At 60.2% G+C, this 18,831-nt stretch carries 14 protein-coding genes; 6 read left to right on the forward strand and 8 right to left on the reverse strand.

The window, feature by feature from the left end; all coding sequences use genetic code 11:
- Positions 1-43: 43 nt before the first annotated feature.
- On the reverse strand, positions 44-2,419 hold the full coding sequence (ppsA, locus tag ABIE16_RS13310; RefSeq protein ID WP_007988920.1) for a phosphoenolpyruvate synthase: 2,376 nt from the start codon (positions 2,417-2,419) through the stop codon (positions 44-46).
- 174 nt (positions 2,420-2,593) lie between these two features.
- Between ppsA and ppsR the strand changes: the two genes are divergently transcribed.
- Positions 2,594-3,412, forward strand: a complete 819-nt coding sequence (gene ppsR / locus ABIE16_RS13315) for a posphoenolpyruvate synthetase regulatory kinase/phosphorylase PpsR (RefSeq protein ID WP_008048584.1) — start codon at positions 2,594-2,596, stop codon at positions 3,410-3,412.
- Between the two features lie 117 nt (positions 3,413-3,529).
- On the opposite strand, the gene prpD is transcribed toward ppsR, so the two are convergent.
- From prpD to ABIE16_RS13345, 6 genes are all read right to left on the reverse strand, one after another.
- A complete protein-coding gene (gene prpD, locus ABIE16_RS13320) occupies positions 3,530-5,014 on the reverse strand; it encodes a 2-methylcitrate dehydratase (protein WP_429521351.1) in 1,485 nt (494 codons plus the stop codon).
- Positions 5,015-5,210: 196 nt separating this feature from the next.
- Positions 5,211-6,401: a 2-methylaconitate cis-trans isomerase PrpF gene (prpF, locus tag ABIE16_RS13325; RefSeq protein ID WP_429521352.1), complete on the reverse strand. Its 1,191-nt coding sequence runs from the start codon at positions 6,399-6,401 to the stop codon at positions 5,211-5,213.
- Positions 6,402-6,467: 66 nt separating this feature from the next.
- Complete coding sequence (gene acnD / locus ABIE16_RS13330) at positions 6,468-9,062, reverse strand: Fe/S-dependent 2-methylisocitrate dehydratase AcnD (protein WP_429521353.1); 2,595 nt, start codon at positions 9,060-9,062, stop codon at positions 6,468-6,470.
- A gap of 196 nt (positions 9,063-9,258) precedes the next feature.
- On the reverse strand, positions 9,259-10,386 hold the full coding sequence (prpC, locus tag ABIE16_RS13335; protein ID WP_154860690.1) for a bifunctional 2-methylcitrate synthase/citrate synthase: 1,128 nt from the start codon (positions 10,384-10,386) through the stop codon (positions 9,259-9,261).
- 154 nt (positions 10,387-10,540) lie between these two features.
- On the reverse strand, positions 10,541-11,431 hold the full coding sequence (gene prpB / locus ABIE16_RS13340; RefSeq protein WP_008017616.1) for a methylisocitrate lyase: 891 nt from the start codon (positions 11,429-11,431) through the stop codon (positions 10,541-10,543).
- On the reverse strand, positions 11,428-12,147 hold the full coding sequence (locus ABIE16_RS13345) for a GntR family transcriptional regulator (protein ID WP_008048579.1): 720 nt from the start codon (positions 12,145-12,147) through the stop codon (positions 11,428-11,430). Before ABIE16_RS13345 ends, prpB begins: the two co-directional genes overlap by 4 nt.
- Before the next feature lie 297 nt (positions 12,148-12,444).
- Between ABIE16_RS13345 and ABIE16_RS13350 the strand changes: the two genes are divergently transcribed.
- The 4 genes from ABIE16_RS13350 to pabB all read left to right on the forward strand — a co-directional run bounded on the left by ABIE16_RS13350 (position 12,445) and on the right by pabB (position 17,070).
- On the forward strand, positions 12,445-12,981 hold the full coding sequence (locus ABIE16_RS13350; protein ID WP_218496792.1) for an ATP-dependent zinc protease family protein: 537 nt from the start codon (positions 12,445-12,447) through the stop codon (positions 12,979-12,981).
- A 5-nt stretch (positions 12,982-12,986) separates the two neighbouring features.
- Complete coding sequence (locus tag ABIE16_RS13355; protein WP_057715711.1) at positions 12,987-14,522, forward strand: inactive transglutaminase family protein; 1,536 nt, start codon at positions 12,987-12,989, stop codon at positions 14,520-14,522.
- Positions 14,522-15,508: an alpha-L-glutamate ligase-like protein gene (locus tag ABIE16_RS13360; protein ID WP_057715712.1), complete on the forward strand. Its 987-nt coding sequence runs from the start codon at positions 14,522-14,524 to the stop codon at positions 15,506-15,508. The genes ABIE16_RS13355 and ABIE16_RS13360 overlap by 1 nt, the downstream gene beginning before the upstream one ends.
- Positions 15,509-15,726: 218 nt before the next feature.
- Complete coding sequence (gene pabB / locus ABIE16_RS13365; RefSeq protein ID WP_429521354.1) at positions 15,727-17,070, forward strand: aminodeoxychorismate synthase component I; 1,344 nt, start codon at positions 15,727-15,729, stop codon at positions 17,068-17,070.
- A 153-nt stretch (positions 17,071-17,223) separates the two neighbouring features.
- On the opposite strand, the gene thrH is transcribed toward pabB, so the two are convergent.
- The gene (thrH, locus tag ABIE16_RS13370) at positions 17,224-17,841 is read right to left on the reverse strand and encodes a bifunctional phosphoserine phosphatase/homoserine phosphotransferase ThrH (RefSeq protein WP_057715714.1); all 618 of its coding nucleotides are present in this window, start codon (positions 17,839-17,841) and stop codon (positions 17,224-17,226) included.
- A gap of 173 nt (positions 17,842-18,014) precedes the next feature.
- Here thrH and ABIE16_RS13375 point away from each other — a divergent pair, with 173 nt between their 5' ends.
- Complete coding sequence (locus tag ABIE16_RS13375; protein ID WP_223504004.1) at positions 18,015-18,755, forward strand: phosphoadenylyl-sulfate reductase; 741 nt, start codon at positions 18,015-18,017, stop codon at positions 18,753-18,755.
- Positions 18,756-18,831 lie beyond the last annotated feature (76 nt).

Raw genomic sequence — 18,831 nt, forward strand, 5'->3', positions numbered from 1 at the left:
GCAAGCTCGCTCCCACAGAAAGGGGCGGCCCGTTTACATCGGATCAGGCCGAAGCTTGACCTTCCGCCAGGAAGAACCAGGTTTCCAGTACGGAGTCAGGGTTCAACGAAACGCTTTCAATGCCCTGCTCCATCAGCCACTTGGCCAGGTCCGGGTGGTCCGAAGGACCCTGACCGCAGATACCGATGTATTTGCCGGCCTTGTTGCACGCGGCAATCGCATTGGCCAGCAGCTTCTTGACCGCCGGATTACGCTCGTCGAACAGGTGGGCGATGATGCCGGAGTCACGGTCCAGGCCCAGGGTCAGCTGGGTCAGGTCGTTGGAGCCGATGGAGAAACCGTCGAAGAACTCGAGGAACTCTTCAGCCAGGATGGCGTTGGACGGCAGTTCGCACATCATGATCACGCGCAGGCCGTTCTGGCCACGAGCCAGACCATTTTCCGCCAGCAGATCCACCACCTGGCTCGCTTCGCCCAGGGTACGGACGAACGGCACCATGATTTCGACGTTGGTCAGGCCCATCTCGTTGCGCACGCGCTTGAGGGCGCGGCATTCGAGCTCGAAGCAGTCGCGGAACGATTCGCTGATGTAACGCGAGGCACCGCGGAAGCCCAACATCGGGTTCTCTTCTTCCGGCTCGTACAGCTTGCCGCCGATCAGGTTGGCGTATTCGTTGGACTTGAAGTCCGACAGACGCACGATGACCTTTTTCGGCCAGAACGCAGCCGCCAGGGTGCTGATGCCTTCGACCAGTTTCTCGACGTAGAAGCCGACCGGATCGTTGTAACCGGCGATGCGCTTGTCGACGCTTTCCTTGATGTCCAGCGGCAGGCCGTCGTAGTTCAGCAGTGCCTTGGGGTGCACGCCGATCATGCGGTTGATGATGAACTCCAGGCGGGCCAGGCCCACACCGGCGTTCGGCAGCTGTGCGAAGTCGAAGGCGCGGTCCGGGTTACCGACGTTCATCATGATCTTGAACGGCAGCTCAGGCATGGCGTCCACGGAGTTCTTCTTGATGTCGAAGCCCAGTTCGCCTTCGAAGATGAAACCGGTGTCGCCTTCAGCGCAGGAAACGGTCACGCCCTGGCCATCTTTCAACAGCTGGGTGGCGTTGCCGCAACCTACTACCGCTGGAATACCCAGCTCACGGGCGATGATCGCCGCGTGGCAAGTACGGCCGCCACGGTTGGTGACGATCGCGCTCGCGCGCTTCATGACCGGCTCCCAGTCCGGGTCGGTCATGTCGGAAACCAGTACGTCGCCTGGCTGGACCTTGTCCATCTCGGACACGTCCTTGATGATGCGGACCTTGCCGGCGCCGATACGCTGGCCGATGGCGCGACCTTCCACCAGCACGGTGCCGGTTTCTTTCAACAGGTAACGTTCCATGACGTTGGCCTGGGTGCGGCTCTTCACGGTTTCCGGACGGGCCTGCACGATGTACAGCTTGCCGTCGTCACCGTCCTTGGCCCACTCGATGTCCATCGGGCACTGGTAGTGCTTCTCGATGATCATCGCCTGCTTGGCCAGTTCGCTGACTTCGGCGTCGGTCAGGCAGAAACGTGCGCGCTCAGCCTTGTCCACGTCGACGGTCTTGACCGAACGACCGGCCTTGGCCTCGTCGCCGTAGATCATCTTGATGGCTTTGCTGCCCAGGTTGCGGCGCAGGATCGCCGGGCGACCCGCGGCCAGCGTACCTTTGTGAACGTAGAACTCATCCGGGTTCACCGCGCCTTGTACGACGGTTTCACCCAAGCCGTAGGCGCCGGTGATGAACACCACGTCACGGAAGCCCGACTCGGTATCGAGGGTGAACATCACGCCGGCGGTGCCGGTTTCGGAACGGACCATGCGCTGCACGCCAGCAGACAGGGCAACCAGCTTGTGGTCGAAGCCCTGGTGCACGCGATAGGAAATGGCACGGTCGTTGAACAGCGAGGCGAACACCTCTTTGGCGGCGCGAATGACGTTTTCGACACCACGGATGTTCAGGAAGGTTTCCTGCTGACCGGCAAAGGATGCGTCGGGCAAGTCTTCGGCGGTGGCGGAAGAACGCACGGCCACGGCCATGTCAGGGTTGCCGGCGGACAGCGTGGCGAACGCGGTACGAATTTCGGCATTCAGTTTTTCAGGGAACTCGGCTTCCATGATCCATTGGCGGATCTGGGCACCGGTCTTGGCCAGCGCATTCACGTCATCGACGTCCAGGGCATCGAGCGCATCGTGAATCTGCTGATTCAGGCCGCTCAGTTCCAGGAAATCACGATAAGCCTGAGCGGTCGTGGCGAAGCCGCCGGGCACCGATACACCGGCACCTGCAAGGTTGCTGATCATCTCGCCCAGGGATGCGTTCTTGCCCCCCACATGCTCAACATCGTGTTTGCCGAGCTTATCGAGGGAAACTACGTACTCTACCAAGGTGATCTCTCCACTAACTGTGTTGGAAAAGCTCAGAAACCGGCTGCTTAAGTGAGCATTTGCCGGTTATATGGCCTGGACCTGGAAAATAAGTGAGAATGCGGGCCAATGGCGGCCGGCAAATCGCGCCTATCATATCCAAGATTCGTCACTAGCTTAAGGCCCAAGGTGCAAATGAAACGATCTGCTTTCTTTATCTCCGATGGTACCGGCATTACCGCCGAAACCCTGGGTCAAAGCCTTCTGGCGCAGTTCGAAAACATTACCTTCAGCAAAGTCACGCGGCCGTACATCGACAACGTGGACAAAGCGCGGGCCATGGTACAACAAATCAACAAAGCCGCCGAAACCGACGGCTTCCGTCCGATTATCTTCGACACCATCGTCAATCAGGACATTCGTGAGATTCTCGCAACCTCGAATGGTTTCATGATCGACATTTTCTCGACGTTCCTGGCACCGCTTGAACAGGAACTGACCGAGCATTCTTCCTATACCGTGGGCAAGTCCCACTCCATCGGCGCCAACACCAACTACATGGAGCGTATCGAGGCCGTTAACTTCGCCCTCGACAACGACGACGGCGCCCGCACGCACTATTACGACAAGGCCGACCTGATACTAGTGGGCGTGTCGCGATGTGGTAAGACGCCGACGTGCCTGTACATGGCGATGCAGTTCGGTATCCGTGCAGCCAACTACCCGCTGACCGAAGACGACATGGAGCGCCTGCAACTGCCGTCCGCCCTACGCGCCCACCAGCACAAGCTGTTCGGCCTGACCATCGACCCGGACCGCCTTACCGCGATCCGCAACGAGCGCAAGCCCAACAGCCGCTATTCGAGCTACGCCCAGTGCGAGTTCGAAGTTCGCGAGGTGGAAAACCTGTTCCGCCGCGAGAACATTCCGAACATCAACTCCACGCACTTTTCCGTAGAAGAAATCTCCGCGAAGATTCTCGTGGAGAAAGGTGTGGAGCGGCGTTTCAAGTAGTTCTTTTTTGCCTGTTCGGCCCTCATCGCGAGCAAGCTCGCTCCCACAGTTGATTTGTGTTCACCGCAGATCTCCTGTGGGAGCGAGCTTGCTCGCGATGAACGATAACTCGGTCTCCTAGATAACAAACAAATCCACAAACCGGTTCACCGGTGTCGCCTCAAGTTTCTGCCGATCCTTGCACAACGCAAAAATCTCTTCGCTACGCTGACTGGTGAATCGTGTCAGCAAGTTCGCCCTGAACTTGTCCTCCAGCAACGGAATGCCTTCGACCCGACGTCGACGATGCCCAATCGGGTATTCCACCACCACGTTTTCAGTACTCGACCCGTCCTTGAAAAACACCTGCACCGCGTTGGCAATGGAGCGCTTGTCGGACTCCAGATACTCACGGGTGAAACGCGGCTCCTCAACTATCACCATCTTGTCGCGCAGCACATCGATGATCGGATGCGCCTTGTGGAAATCATCTTCGTAATACTCGGCAACCAGATTGCCAAAGGCCAGCGGCACGGCAGTCATGTACTGGATGCAGTGATCGCGATCAGCGGCATTGGCCAGCGGGCCGACCTTGGAAATGATGCGAATCGCCGACTCGTGAGTGGTGATGACGATCCGGTCGATTTCGTGCAGACGATTGCGCACTTGCGGATGCAGGGTCACCGCCGCCTCACAGGCCGTTTGCGCATGGAACTCGGCCGGAAAACTGATTTTGAACAACACGTTTTCCATCACATAACTGCCGTACGGTCGCGAGAAACTGAACGCACGCCTGTCTTCAGGCTTGAGCGCCAGATCGTTGTTGGTGTGGCTGAACAATACGTCGTAAAACCCCCACTGCCTGGCACTCAACACACCGGGAATACCCATTTCGCCGCGCATCGCCATGTCCGCCAAACGCACGCCACGACTGGACGCATCCCCCGCCGCCCAGGATTTACGCGAACCGGCATTCGGCGCATGCCGATACGTGCGCAATGCCTGACCGTCAGCAAAGGCGTGAGACAACGCCGACAACAACTGCTCGCGATTGGCACCCATCAGCTTGGCGGTGACTGCGGTCGAGGCCACTTTCACCAGAATGACGTGATCGAGGCCGACACGGTTGAACGAGTTTTCCAGGGCAATCACGCCTTGAATCTCATGGGCCATGATCATCGCTTCAAGCACTGTACGCACGGTCAGCGGTGCCACACCATTAGCCAGGTGCTTTTGTGATAAATGGTCGGCTACCGCGAGAATACCGCCGAGGTTGTCCGACGGATGCCCCCACTCCGCCGCGAGCCAGGTGTCGTTGTAGTCGAGCCAGCGCACGATGCAGCCGATGTCCCACGCCGCCTTCACAGGATCGAGTCGGTAACTGGTCCCCGGCACCCGGGCGCCGAACGGCACGACAGTGCCTTCTACCACTGGCCCCAAATGCTTGGTGCACTCGGGAAAACGCAGGGCCAGCAGGCCGCAACCCAAGGTATCGATCAGACAGTTGCGCGCAGTATCCAGCGCCTCTTTTGACTCGATCTTGTAGTTGAGGACGTAATCGGCAATGTCCTGCAGGACCTTGTCGTAGTCGGGGCGGTTGTTCAGGTCGACGTTGGCACTCATGTTCGATTCACTCTGCGGTGTTCGTTGATGGGACCTCGGTTCAGGGCAATCTCAGTCAATGACAAATTCTTATGATTGAAATGCAGGCCACTGTGGGAGCGAGCTTGCTCGCGATGGCGGTGCATCAGCCAGCACACGTATTGAATGTGTTGGCCCCATCGCGAGCAAGCTCGCTCCCACAGGGGTTAATGTGATCTTAGAAAGAATCACCCGGCACACGGACAAACCCTTCCATCAACACCCGTGCACTGCGGCTCATGATCGCCTTGTTCACGGTCCACTCGCCATTGACCTGGCTGGCCTCGGCGCCGACGCGCAAGGTACCGGACGGGTGGCCGAAGCGCACCGCGTTGCGTTCGATACCGCCTGCCGCGAGGTTAACCAGCGTACCGGTGATCGCTGCCGCCGTGCCGATTGCCACCGCAGCAGTACCCATCATCGCGTGGTGCAACTTGCCCATGGACAGCGCACGCACCAGCAGGTCGACATCACCCGCCGCAATGGCTTTGCCACTGGACGATACGTAATCCGCCGGTTTGGCGACGAAGGCCACTTTTGGCGTGTGCTGGCGCTTGGCAGCTTCGTCAATGTTCGAAATCAGGCCCATGCGCAATGCGCCGTAAGCACGGATGGTTTCGAACATCAGCAAGGCTTTCGGGTCGCCGTTGATCGCGCCCTGCAACTCGGTGCCCTTGTAGCCGATGTCTTCGGCATTGACGAAAATCGTCGGGATGCCGGCATTGATCATGGTCGCCTTGAAGGTGCCGACGCCGGGCACTTCCAGGTCGTCCACCAGGTTGCCGGTAGGGAACATCGAACCGCCGCCGCCCTCTTCGTCCGCCGCCGGATCGAGGAACTCGATCTGCACTTCGGCCGCCGGGAAGGTCACGCCGTCGAGTTCGAAATCGCCGGTTTCCTGTACTTCACCATTGGTGATCGGCACGTGGGCGATGATGGTCTTGCCAATGTTGGCCTGCCACACGCGAACCACCGCCACGCCGTTGTGCGGGATGCGGCTGGCGTCCACCAGGCCATTGCTGACGGCGAACGAACCGACCGCCGCCGACAGGTTGCCGCAGTTGCCGCTCCAGTCCACGAAGGGCTTGTCGATGGACACCTGACCGAACAGGTAATCGACATCGTGATCGGCCTTGATGCTTTTCGACAGGATCACGGTTTTGCTGGTGCTGGAAGTCGCGCCACCCATGCCGTCGATTTGTTTGTCGTACGGGTCGGGGCTGCCGATCACCCGCAGCAGCAAAGCGTCGCGGGCCTGACCCGGGACCTGTGCCGTTTCAGGCAAATCCTTCAGGCTGAAAAACACGCCTTTGCTGGTGCCGCCGCGCATGTATGTCGCTGGAATTTTGATCTGCGGTGCATGAGCCATGGTGCTCGTTACTCCTAATCTGAAAACAGACACGGGACTCAAAGTCCCGTGTCTGCAAAGCGTGTGTTAAACGGCAACCGCCGATTCTTCGAGGAAGTCCTGGGCGAAGCGTTGCAGCACGCCACCGGCTTCGTAGATCGACACTTCTTCAGCAGTGTCGAGGCGGCAGGTCACCGACACATCGACGCGCTCGCCATTCTTGCGATGGATCACCAGGGTCAGCTCGGCACGCGGGGTGCGGTCGCCAATCACGTCGTAGGTTTCGCTGCCGTCGATGGCCAGGGTGTGGCGGTTGGTGCCCGGCTTGAATTCCAGCGGCAACACGCCCATGCCCACCAGGTTGGTGCGGTGAATGCGCTCGAAACCTTCGGCGGCAATCGCTTCCACACCCGCCAGGCGCACACCCTTGGCCGCCCAGTCGCGGGACGAACCCTGACCGTAGTCGGCACCTGCGATGATGATCAGCGGCTGCTTGCGATCCATGTAGGTCTCGATGGCTTCCCACATGCGCATCACTTTGCCTTCCGGCTCGACGCGGGCCAGCGAACCCTGCTTGACCTTGCCGTTTTCCAGAACCATTTCGTTGAACAGTTTCGGGTTGGCGAAGGTTGCGCGCTGCGCGGTCAGGTGGTCACCACGGTGAGTCGCGTAGGAGTTGAAGTCCTCTTCCGGCAGGCCCATTTTCGCCAGGTATTCGCCCGCGGCGCTGTCGAGCATGATGGCGTTGGACGGCGACAGGTGATCGGTGGTGATGTTGTCCGGCAGCACCGCCAGCGGGCGCATGCCCTTGAGCGGACGGGCGCCGGCCAACGCACCTTCCCAGTACGGCGGACGGCGGATGTAGGTGCTCATCTCGCGCCACTCGTACAGCGGAGCGACTTTGGGACCTGTGTCTTCGTGGATCGCGAACATCGGGATGTAGACCTGACGGAACTGCTCAGGCTTGACCGAGGCTTTCACCACTGCGTCGATTTCTTCGTCGCTCGGCCAGATGTCCTTCAGGCGGATTTCCTTGCCATCCACCACGCCCAGCACATCTTTTTCGATGTCGAAACGGATGGTACCGGCGATGGCGTAAGCGACCACCAGTGGCGGCGATGCGAGGAACGCCTGCTTGGCGTACGGGTGAATCCGGCCGTCGAAGTTACGGTTACCGGACAACACAGCAGTGGCGTACAGGTCACGGTCGATGATCTCTTGCTGGATCACCGGGTCCAGTGCGCCGGACATGCCGTTGCAGGTGGTGCAGGCGAAGGCCACGACGCCGAAACCGAGCTGTTCCAACTCATCGGTCAAACCGGCTTCATCGAGGTACAGCGCCACGGTTTTGGAACCCGGTGCCAGGGACGACTTGACCCACGGCTTGCGGGTCAGGCCGAGCTTGTTGGCGTTGCGCGCCAGCAGGCCGGCGGCGATCACGTTGCGCGGGTTGCTGGTGTTGGTGCAGCTGGTGATGGCGGCGATGATCACCGCGCCGTCCGGCATTTGCCCCGGCACATCGTCCCACTGACCGGAAATGCCTTTGGCAGCCAGATCCGACACCGCCACACGGGCGTGCGGGTTGCTCGGGCCAGCCATGTTGCGCACCACAGAAGACAGGTCGAAGGTCAGGCCGCGCTCGTACTGCGCGCCTTTGAGGCTGTCAGCCCACAGGCCGACCTGCTTGGCGTAGTTCTCGACCAACTGCACCTGCTCGTCTTCACGTCCGGTGAGCTTGAGGTAGTCGATAGTCTGCTGGTCGATGTAGAACATCGCCGCGGTGGCGCCGTATTCCGGGGCCATGTTGGAGATGGTCGCGCGGTCGCCGAGGGTCAGCGCCGCAGCACCTTCACCGAAGAATTCCAGCCACGCGCCAACCACTTTTTGCTTGCGCAGGAACTCGGTCAGCGCCAGCACCATGTCGGTGGCGGTGATGCCCGGCTGCAGCTTGCCGGTCAGCTCGACGCCGACGCTTTCCGGCAGACGCATCCACGATGCGCGACCGAGCATTACGCTTTCGGCTTCCAGACCACCAACACCGATGGCGATCACGCCCAACGCATCGACGTGCGGGGTGTGGCTGTCGGTGCCGACGCAGGTATCAGGGAAGGCCACGCCGTCACGCACCTGGATCACCGGAGACATTTTCTCCAGGTTGATCTGGTGCATGATGCCGTTGCCCGGCGGGATCACGTCGACGTTCTTGAACGCCTTCTTGGTCCAGTTGATGAAGTGGAAGCGGTCTTCGTTGCGACGGTCTTCGATGGCGCGGTTCTTCTCGAACGCCTCCGGATCGAAGCCACCGCGCTCGACGGCCAGGGAGTGGTCGACGATCAGTTGGGTCGGCACCACCGGGTTCACTTGCGCCGGATCACCGCCCTGCAGGGCGATGGCGTCACGCAGGCCGGCGAGGTCGACCAGCGCGGTCTGGCCGAGAATGTCGTGGCACACCACGCGGGCCGGGAACCACGGGAAGTCGAGGTCGCGCTTGCGCTCGATGAATTGCTTCAGGGATTCGGTGAGCGTGGCCGGGTCGCAGCGACGCACAAGGTTTTCCGCCAGTACACGGGAGGTGTACGGCAGGGTGTCGTAGGCGCCAGGCTGGATCGCCTCGACCGCTGCGCGGACATCGAAGTAATCCAGGTGGCTGCCGGGCAGCGGTTTACGAAATTGTGTGTTCATCGTCAGGACTCGGTCACGGTAGTTACAAAAGGTGGGGCCTGGCACCAGACTTGAAGTGAACACAATCCACTGTGGGAGCGAGCTTGCTCGCGATGGTGTGTCAGTCGACACCAATGTGAATGACACTCCATCGCGAGCAAGCTCGCTCCTACAGGGATCTGCGTTGCATTCAGATCCCGGTGCCGGCCGCCACCATTCAGCGTTGTTCGATTGGTACGAACTTGCGCTGCTCAACGCCGGTGTATTCGGCGCTTGGACGGATGATGCGGTTGTTGGCACGTTGTTCGTACACGTGGGCGGCCCAGCCGGTCAGGCGCGAGCAGACGAAGATCGGTGTGAACAACTTGGTCGGGATGCCCATGAAGTGGTACGCCGAGGCATGGTAGAAGTCGGCGTTCGGGAACAGTTTCTTCTGCTCCCACATGGTCTTGTCGATGGCTTCGGACACCGGGAACAACACCTTGTCGCCCACTTCGTCAGCAAGCTTTTTCGACCAGCCCTTGATCACCTCGTTACGCGGATCGTTGTCCTTATAGATCGCGTGGCCGAAGCCCATGATCTTGTCCTTGCGCTCGAGCATGCCGAGGGTGCCCTTGATCGCGTCTTCCGGCGACGAGAAACGCTCGATCATTTCCATCGCCGCTTCGTTGGCGCCGCCGTGCAGCGGACCGCGCAGCGAGCCGATGGCCGCGGTGATGCACGAATACAGGTCGGACAGGGTCGAGGCGCAAACACGTGCGGTGAAGGTCGACGCGTTGAACTCGTGCTCCGCGTAGAGGATCAGCGAAACGTTCATCACCTTGACGTGCAGCTCGCTCGGCTTCTTGCCGTGCAGCAGGTGCAGGAAGTGGCCGCCGATGGACTGCTCGTCGCTCACGCAATCGATGCGCTTGCCTTCGTGGCTGAAGCGATACCAGTAGGTCATGATCGCCGGGAACGCGGCCAGCAGGCGGTCAGTCTTGTCGTGTTGCTCGGAGAAGTTGTTCTCCGGCTCCAGGTTGCCCAGGAACGAGCAGCCAGTGCGCATCACGTCCATCGGGTGGGCGTCGGCGGGGATGCGTTCCAGCACTTCTTTGAGCGCTTGCGGCAGGTCGCGCAGCTTGCTCAGTTTGGCAATGTAGGCTGCCAGTTGCGCCTTGCTCGGCAGTTCGCCGTACAGCAGCAGGTAGGCAACTTCTTCGAACTGTGCGTCAGCCGCCAGTTCACGTACGTCATAACCACGATAGGTCAGACCGGCACCCGACTGGCCCACGGTGGACAGTGCGGTTTGCCCGGCTACCTGGCCACGGAGCCCGGCGCCACTGAGTACTTTTGCTTCGGCCATTGCTGTCTCCAATTCTTGAATTTTTTAGGGAAACTGGCCTGTAGGAGCGAGCTTGCTCGCGATAAACATCAAATCGCCGCGGGGCATCAGATTTCCCGCGTTATCGTTGGCGACCATCGCGAGCGAACTCGCTCCTACAGGTACACGGTGTTCATTATTTTTTCGCGGCGAACAACGCATCGAGCTTCTGCTCGAAGGTGTGGTAGTCGATGCGATCGTAAAGCTCCATGCGAGTCTGCATGGTGTCGATGACGTTCTGTTGCGTGCCATCGCGACGGATCGCGGTGTAGACGTTTTCTGCAGCCTTGTTCATGGCACGGAACGCCGACAGCGGGTACAGCACCAGCGATACATCGGCAGCGGCCAGTTGTTCGGTGGTGTACAGCGGCGTCGCGCCGAACTCGGTGATGTTGGCCAGGATCGGCGCTTTCACGCGATTGGCGAACAGCTTGTACATTTCCAGTTCAGTGATGGCTTCCGGGAACACCATGTCAGCGCCGGCCTCGATGCACGCGGCGGCGCGATCCAGGGCAGACTCCAGACCTTCCACCGCCAGGGCGTCGGTACGGGCCATGATCACGAAGCTGTCATCGGTACGGGCATCGACTGCAGCCTTGATGCGGTCGACCATTTCCTGCTGGGTCACGATTTCCTTGTTAGGACGGTGACCGCAGCGCTTGGCGCCGACCTGGTCTTCGATGTGAATCGCCGCCGCGCCGAACTTGATCATCGACTTCACGGTACGGGCGACGTTGAACGCCGAGGAACCGAAACCGGTGTCCACGTCCACCAGCAGCGGCAGGTCGCAAACATCGGTGATGCGGCGCACGTCGGTCAGCACGTCATCCAGGCCGGTGATGCCCAGGTCCGGCACGCCGAGTGAGCCGGCAGCCACCCCGCCACCCGACAGGTAGATCGCCTTGAAACCGGCGCGCTTGGCCAGCAACGCATGGTTGGCGTTGATCGCGCCGACCACTTGCAATGGATGCTCGCTGGCGACCGCATCGCGGAAACGCTGGCCTGGAGTGCTCTTGTTCAAACTCATGACTCACCTCGTTTGGCTGTCGGGTTAGCGCCGTCCTGGTAATGACGGGCGATGTTGCGTTTGGAGGCGCCGATGTGACGGCGCATCAACAACTCGGCCAGTTCACCGTCACGGTCGGCGATGGCATCGAGAATTCGGTGGTGCTCGGCGAACGCCTGGTGCGGGCGATTGGGCGTGGTGGAAAACTGGATGCGGTACATGCGCACCAGTTGATACAGCTCGCCGCAGAGCATTTGGGTCAGCGTACGGTTGCCGCTGCCCTGGATGATTCGGTAGTGGAAGTCGAAATCGCCTTCCTGCTGGTAGTAGCCTCTCCCGGCCTGAAACGCCTCATCGCGTTCGTGGGTTTCCAGGACCCGACGCAGCTCGTCGATTTCTTCGAGGCTCATGCGCTCGGCGGCCAGGCGACAGGCCATGCCTTCCAGGGATTCGCGGATTTCGTATAGCTCAATCAGTTCGGCGTGATTGAGCGACACCACCCGTGCGCCGACATGCGGCACGCGAACCAGCAGGCGCTGGCCTTCCAGACGGTGGATGGCCTCGCGCAACGGGCCACGGCTGATGCCGTAGGTGCGCGCCAGTTCCGGTTCGGAGATTTTGCTGCCCGGCGCGATATCGCCTTTGACGATAGCCGCCTGAATGCGTCGGAAGACGTTCTCGGAAAGCGTCTCCGTATCGTCTTGCGTAGAAACCGGGGGATCGAGTTGATCCAGCATATTGTCGACACCTTGTAAGCCAGTGCCGCAAAAACTATCGAATAGTGGCGACACAGTCAAAGTATAAATCGATATTGTCGACAATCTTCTGATAACCGGTTGCACCATTACGAAGCAACCGGCCTATTTATAGCCACCGGCCAGCGCTGGCGCCATCAAACCACCGTGCTAGAATGCCGCCCGCATTTGTTTGTCACATCTGCACTGCCTGTCATAAAAACCTGACAGGCATACGAGGGAGCTTGCGCAGCGATGCCAGGGCCTTGAATCAAGTCGGACCGCTGCGCATCAGGATTTATGAGACTCAAGCCCTTCCCCACCGTCCTTTTTTTCCTTTGCCTGCCCGGCTTCGCAATGGCCGGGGAAAAGACCGTGTATGGCCTTAACGAGTACGCATCGCTCAATGGCATCGATCTGGAAGTGGCGGCCAAACTCGATACCGGGGCGAAAACCGCATCCCTGAGTGCACGGGATATCAAACGTTTCAAACGCAACGGCGAGTCGTGGGTGCGCTTTTACCTGGCCATCGACGCCGCCCATTCGCACCCGATCGAACGCCCGCTGGCCCGTGTCAGCAAGATCAAGCGCCGGGCCGGCGACTACGATCCGGAAGAAGGCAAGAAGTACACCGCCCGCCCGGTGATCGAACTGGACATCTGCATGGGCTCGGCCCTGCGCAGCATCGAAGTGAACCTGACCGACCGCAGCGCTTTCCAATACCCGCTACTGATTGGCTCCGAAGCCCTCAAACGTTTCGATGCTCTGGTTGACCCCAGCCTTAAATATGCTGCCGGCAAACCTGCCTGCACCACCGACGCTCATACCGCCGAGTAATTCAAATGCGCTCTCTTACCCTTCACCTGAAACTGCTGATCGCCATCCTGGTGGTGCTGGGCATTTCAGTTACGGCCTATCAGATCTTCGTGCTGGGCATCCCGGTGACCGAAGACGCCACCGACGACCTGTGGAACATCGACGCCAAGGTCGAGTTCGTCGCCAGTGCCAAGGATCCGGTCAAGATCCAGATGTTCGTGCCTCCGCTGAGCCGCGACTTCGTGAGCCTCAACGAGAGCTTCATCTCCAACAACTACGGCGTGGCCGTGAACCGGGTCGACGGTAACCGCAAGGTCACCTGGTCGGCACGCCGGGCCAAAGGCAATCAGACGCTGTATTACCGCCTGGTGCTGACCAAGCGTTATTCCGGTGAGAAAGCCAAGATCAAAGGCCCGACCTTTCGCGACAGCATGACCATCGAAGGCCCGGAAAAAATCGCCGCCGAAGCCCTGCTCGCACCGATTCGCCAACACTCGGCCGATGTCGAAACTTTCGTCGGCGAAGCTATCAAGCGGGTCAACAACCTTAACGACGACAACGTGAAGCTGCTGCTGGCCGGTGATCCATCCGCGGCGCACAAGGCAAAAATCGTCGAGCTGCTGCTGTCCATCGCCCACGTGCCGATCGAGAAGGTCCACACCATCCGCCTGGTGGCCGACCAGCCGCAAATGCCGGAACTGTGGCTGCGCAGTTTCAATGGCACCGACTGGCTGTACTTCAACCCGGAAACCGGTGAACAGGGCCTGCCGACCGACCGCCTGCTGTGGTGGACCGGCGACGAAAACCTGATCACCGTCGATGGTGGCAAGAAAGCCAACGTGACCTTCAGCCTGAACAACAGCGAAATGAACGCCATTCGCCTGGCCAAGCTGACCGACGAAAACACCGACGCCAATTTCCTCGAGTACTCGCTGTACGGCCTGCCGCTGCAAACCCAGCAGACCTTCATGATCATGGTGATGATCCCGATCGGCGTGCTGGTGATCCTGATCCTGCGCAACCTGATCGGCATCCAGACCCTGGGCACCTTCACCCCGGTGCTGATCGCCCTGGCCTTCCGCGAAACCCAGCTCGGCTTCGGTATCGTGCTGTTTACCATCATCACGGCACTGGGCTTGTCGCTGCGCTCCTATCTCGAACACCTGAAACTGCAAATGCTGCCGCGGCTGTCGGTGGTGCTGACGTTCGTGGTGGTGCTGATTGCGGCCATCAGCCTGCTCAGCCATAAACTCGGCCTGGAACGCGGTTTGTCGGTGGCGCTGTTCCCGATGGTGATCCTGACCATGACCATCGAACGCCTGTCGATCACTTGGGAAGAGCGCGGCGGTGGCCATGCCATGAAAGTGGCCGTCGGCACGCTGTTCGCCGCGTCCCTGGCGCACCTGATCATGAGCGTGCCGGAACTGGTGTACTTCGTGTTCACTTTCCCGGCGATCCTGCTGATCCTGGTGGGCTTCATGCTGGCTATGGGTCGTTATCGCGGTTACCGCCTGACCGAACTGGTGCGCTTCAAGGCCTTCCTGAAAAAGGCTGACGCCTGATGTTCGGCCTCTGGAAGACCTGGAAGGCCCTGGAAGCCCGGGGCATCATGGGGATCAATCGGCGCAACGCAGACTACGTGCTCAAATACAACAAGCGCAGCCTGTACCCGATCGTCGATGACAAGATCATCACCAAGGAACGCGCCATCGCCGCCGGCATCCATGTGCCTGAACTGTATGGCGTGATCTCCACCGAGAAGGAAATCGACAATCTCGAAGAGATCATCGGCGCACGCAATGACTTCGTGATCAAACCGGCCCAGGGCGCTGGCGGAGATGGCATCCTGGTCATCGCCGACCGCTTTGAAGGGCGTTATCGCACGGTGTCCGGCCGGATCATCAGCCATGAAGAAATCGAACACCAGGTTTCCAGCATCCTGACCGGCCTGTACTCCCTGGGCGGTCACCGCGACCGGGCGCTGATCGAATACCGCGTGATTCCGGACCAGATCTTCAAGAGCATCAGTTACGAAGGCGTGCCGGACATTCGCATCATTGTTTTGATGGGCTACCCGGTGATGGCCATGTTGCGCCTGCCGACGCGCCAGTCCAACGGCAAGGCCAACCTGCACCAGGGCGCCATCGGCGTCGGTGTGGACCTGGCCACCGGCCTGACCCTGCGCGGCACCTGGCTCAACAACATCATCAACAAACACCCGGACACCACCAACGCAGTGGATGGCGTGCAACTGCCCTACTGGGACGGCTTCATGAAACTCGCCGCTGGTTGCTATGAGTTGTGCGGCCTGGGCTACATCGGTGTCGACATGGTCCTGGACCAGGAAAAAGGCCCGCTGATTCTGGAGCTCAACGCCCGGCCGGGGCTGAATATCCAGATTGCCAATGACTGCGGCCTGACGTTGCGCACTCATGCGGTCGAGGCGCGGCTGGAAGACCTGAAGGCGCGCGGCGTGAGTGAATCGGTCGAAGAACGCGTGGCGTTTGTGCAGGAGATGTTTGGGCATATTCCTGCGGTCGAGGGCTGAGGCCCTTCTCTTGCTCGCGATGAACTGAGGCCCATCGATTGTAGGAGCGAGCTTGCTCGCGATGAACCTGAAAACACTGTGGGGGGTCAGGCATACAGCGTTATCGTTGACGACCATCGCGAGCGAGCCCGCTCCTACAGCAATCAATCCCCTCTAGGAGCAATTCTCCGAGGGGACTACAATCGCCACCCCGCCTCGATGGCTGACTTCCCCCGCCCATGTTGACCTGTTCCGTACACCCGCTGCCCTATCGCGCCAACCCCGCCGAATATTTCGCGGCGATTCGCCATGCACCCGGTGCCGTCCTGCTCGACAGTGGCCGCCCCAGCGCCGACCGCGGTCGATATGACCTGCTCAGCGCCTGGCCACTGGAACAACTGACGGTGTCGCCCGACGAAAGTGGCGATGCTTTCCTGCAACGCCTGCGCGACAACCTGACACGCCTGGGCGAAGCCATTCTGCCGGCAGATTATGAGTTGCCGTTTGCCGGTGGGTTGATCGGTTACCTGAGTTACGACTTCGGCCGACATCTGGAACGCCTGCCGAGCCAGGCCAGTGATGACCTGCATCTGCCCGACGCGCGTTTCGGCTTGTACGGCTGGGCCTTGATCAGCGATCACCTTTCGCAGACCAGTCAATTGGTGTTCCACCCGACCCTGCCCGACAGCGAGCGTCAGCGCCTGATCGAACTGTTCAGTCAGCCCGCACCGGAAGTGGTCACGCCCTTCAAACTGCTCACCCCGATGACTGCCGATCTGAGCGCAGACGAGTATCAACAGGCCATCGAGCGCATCCAACAGTACATTCAGGCCGGCGACTGCTATCAGGTCAATTTCGCCCAACGGTTTCGCGCACCCTGCCTGGGTGATCCGTGGGCCGCTTACTGTGCGCTACGCGCTGCTTGCCCGACGCCTTTTTCCGGCTTCCAGAACTTGCCTGATGGCGATGCCGTACTCAGCCTGTCGCCGGAACGCTTCGTCAAAGTCAGCCAGGGCCATGTGGAAACCCGCCCGATCAAGGGCACTCGCCCCCGGGGCCTGACGCCCGAGCAGGACGCCGCGAACGCCGCCGAATTGCTGGCCAGCCCCAAAGACCGCGCGGAAAACCTGATGATTGTCGACCTGCTGCGCAATGACCTCGGTCGCACCTGCCGCACAGGTTCAGTACGGGTGCCGGAATTGTTCAGCCTGGAAAGCTATCCGAACGTGCACCACCTGGTGAGCAGCGTTACCGGTGAACTGGCGGATGAGCGCGATGCCCTGGACCTGATCGCCGGCAGCTTCCCCGGCGGCTCGATTACCGGCGCGCCAAAGATTCGTGCCATGCAGATCATCGACGAACTGGAGCCGACCCGGCGCGGCCTGTATTGCGGTTCGTTGCTGTACCTGGACGTACGCGGCGAAATGGACAGCTCCATCGCCATCCGTAGTTTGCTGGTCAAGGACGGGCAGGTGTGTTGCTGGGGCGGTGGCGGGATTGTCGCGGACTCGCAGTGGCAGGCTGAGTATCAGGAGTCGATTACCAAGGTGAAGGTACTGCTCGATACGCTGCAAAGTCTGTAACGCAGTACTTTTGTGGCGAGGGGGCTTGCCCCCGTTCGGCTGCGCAGCAGTCGCAAACCGTTACACGCGCTCTATCTGAGGGTGCGCAGTGTCAGGTTTTGGGGTCGCTTCGCGACCCAACGGGGGCAAGCCCCCTCACCACAGGGGATCGAGTTACAAGCTCAGGGTCCGGTTTGATGCCTTGATGAACTCCTGCTTCAACGCTTCAAACGTGTGCACCGCCGGGAACTGCGGGAACTGCGCAATCACGTTATCCGGCGCATGGAACAGAATCCCGGCATCAGCCTCGCCCAGCATCGTGGTGTCGTTGTAGGAATCCCCCGCCGCGATCACCCGGTAGTAGAGGCTCTTGAAGGCCAGGACCGACTGACGCTTGGGATCTTTCTGACGCAGTTGATAGTCAGTGACACGCCCAGTGTCGTCAGTAATCAGGCGATGGCAGAGCAAGGTCGGGAAGCCCAGCTGACGCATCAGCGGCTGGGAGAACTCATAGAAGGTGTCCGACAGGATCACCACCTGGAAGCGCTCGCGCAGCCAGTCGACGAACTCGATGGCGCCATCGAGCGGCTTGAGCGTGGCGATCACTTCCTGAATGTCGGAGAGCTTCAGGCCGTGCTCGTCGAGAATTCGCAGGCGCTGCTTCATCAGCACGTCGTAGTCGGGAATGTCCCGGGTAGTGGCCCTGAGGGATTCGATCCCGGTTTTTTCGGCGAAGGCGATCCAGATTTCCGGAACCAGCACACCTTCAAGATCCAGACAGGCAATTTCCACAAGACACTCCCATTTGTATTGATTATTGAGTCGAGCGAGCAAAAAGACTGCCGAACTCTAGCGACTCGGGCCTGCCTGCGCAACGCAGAGGATGCCCCGGCCCGTGCAGCTTTTTGTTACCATCGACCCCATATAGAGCGCCCAGCGCCACCGACCTGTAGGAAGCCGCCCTGATGAGCCCAACGTTCGACGTCGTGGAACTCGCCACGACCTATGCCAACAAATCCGCCCAGGACATTCTGAAACTCGCGTTTGCCGAGTTCGGCGATGACCTGTGGATATCTTTCAGCGGCGCCGAAGACGTGGTGCTGGTGGACATGGCCTGGAAGCTGAACAAGAACGTCAAAGTGTTCAGCCTCGACACCGGTCGCTTGCACCCCGAGACCTACCGCTTCATCGATCAGGTGCGCGAGCACTACAAGATCGACATCGAACTGGTGTCGCCGGACTACACGAAACTTGAGCCGTTCGTGAAGGAAAAAGGCCTGTTCAGCTTCTACAAGGACGGCCATGGCGAATGCTGCGGCATCCGCAAGATCGAACCGCTGCGCCGCAAGCTGTCAGGCGTGGCGGCCTGGGCGACCGGCCAGCGTCGGGACCAGAGCCCCGGCACCCGCAGCGCCGTCGCGGTGATGGAAATCGACACCGCGTTCTCCACCCCGGAACGCACCCTGTACAAGTTCAACCCGCTGGCACAAATGACCAGCGAAGAGATCTGGGGCTACATCCGCATGCTGGAGTTGCCGTACAACAGCCTGCACGAACGCGGTTTCATCAGCATCGGCTGCGAACCCTGCACCCGCCCGGTACTGCCGAACCAGCATGAGCGTGAAGGCCGTTGGTGGTGGGAAGAAGCGACGCAGAAGGAATGCGGGCTGCATGCGGGGAATATCATCAGCAAGTCGAAAGCGTAAATACCCCTGTAGGAGCGAGCTTGCTCGCGATAAACCCAAGAGCGCCATGGGGTGTCAGGAGTACAGCGTTTTCATT

Source organism: Pseudomonas sp. 2725 (genome assembly GCF_050434585.1).
GTDB classification, from domain to species: Bacteria; Pseudomonadota; Gammaproteobacteria; order Pseudomonadales; family Pseudomonadaceae; genus Aquipseudomonas; species Aquipseudomonas jessenii.

What these genes read in the sequence shown, in the direction of transcription:
- ABIE16_RS13345 (WP_008048579.1), bottom strand. Translation starts at nt 12,147, where the DNA reads ATGCTGGATCAACTCGATCCCCCGGTTTCTACGCAAGACGATACGGAG.
- ppsR (WP_008048584.1), top strand. Translation starts at nt 2,594, where the DNA reads ATGAAACGATCTGCTTTCTTTATCTCCGATGGTACCGGCATTACCGCC.
- prpB (WP_008017616.1), bottom strand. Translation starts at nt 11,431, where the DNA reads ATGAGTTTGAACAAGAGCACTCCAGGCCAGCGTTTCCGCGATGCGGTC.
- prpC (WP_154860690.1), bottom strand. Translation starts at nt 10,386, where the DNA reads ATGGCCGAAGCAAAAGTACTCAGTGGCGCCGGGCTCCGTGGCCAGGTA.
- ABIE16_RS13360 (WP_057715712.1), top strand. Translation starts at nt 14,522, where the DNA reads ATGTTCGGCCTCTGGAAGACCTGGAAGGCCCTGGAAGCCCGGGGCATC.
- ABIE16_RS13355 (WP_057715711.1), top strand. Translation starts at nt 12,987, where the DNA reads ATGCGCTCTCTTACCCTTCACCTGAAACTGCTGATCGCCATCCTGGTG.
- prpD (WP_429521351.1), bottom strand. Translation starts at nt 5,014, where the DNA reads ATGAGTGCCAACGTCGACCTGAACAACCGCCCCGACTACGACAAGGTC.
- ABIE16_RS13350 (WP_218496792.1), top strand. Translation starts at nt 12,445, where the DNA reads ATGAGACTCAAGCCCTTCCCCACCGTCCTTTTTTTCCTTTGCCTGCCC.
- acnD (WP_429521353.1), bottom strand. Translation starts at nt 9,062, where the DNA reads ATGAACACACAATTTCGTAAACCGCTGCCCGGCAGCCACCTGGATTAC.
- pabB (WP_429521354.1), top strand. Translation starts at nt 15,727, where the DNA reads ATGTTGACCTGTTCCGTACACCCGCTGCCCTATCGCGCCAACCCCGCC.
- ABIE16_RS13375 (WP_223504004.1), top strand. Translation starts at nt 18,015, where the DNA reads ATGAGCCCAACGTTCGACGTCGTGGAACTCGCCACGACCTATGCCAAC.
- prpF (WP_429521352.1), bottom strand. Translation starts at nt 6,401, where the DNA reads ATGGCTCATGCACCGCAGATCAAAATTCCAGCGACATACATGCGCGGC.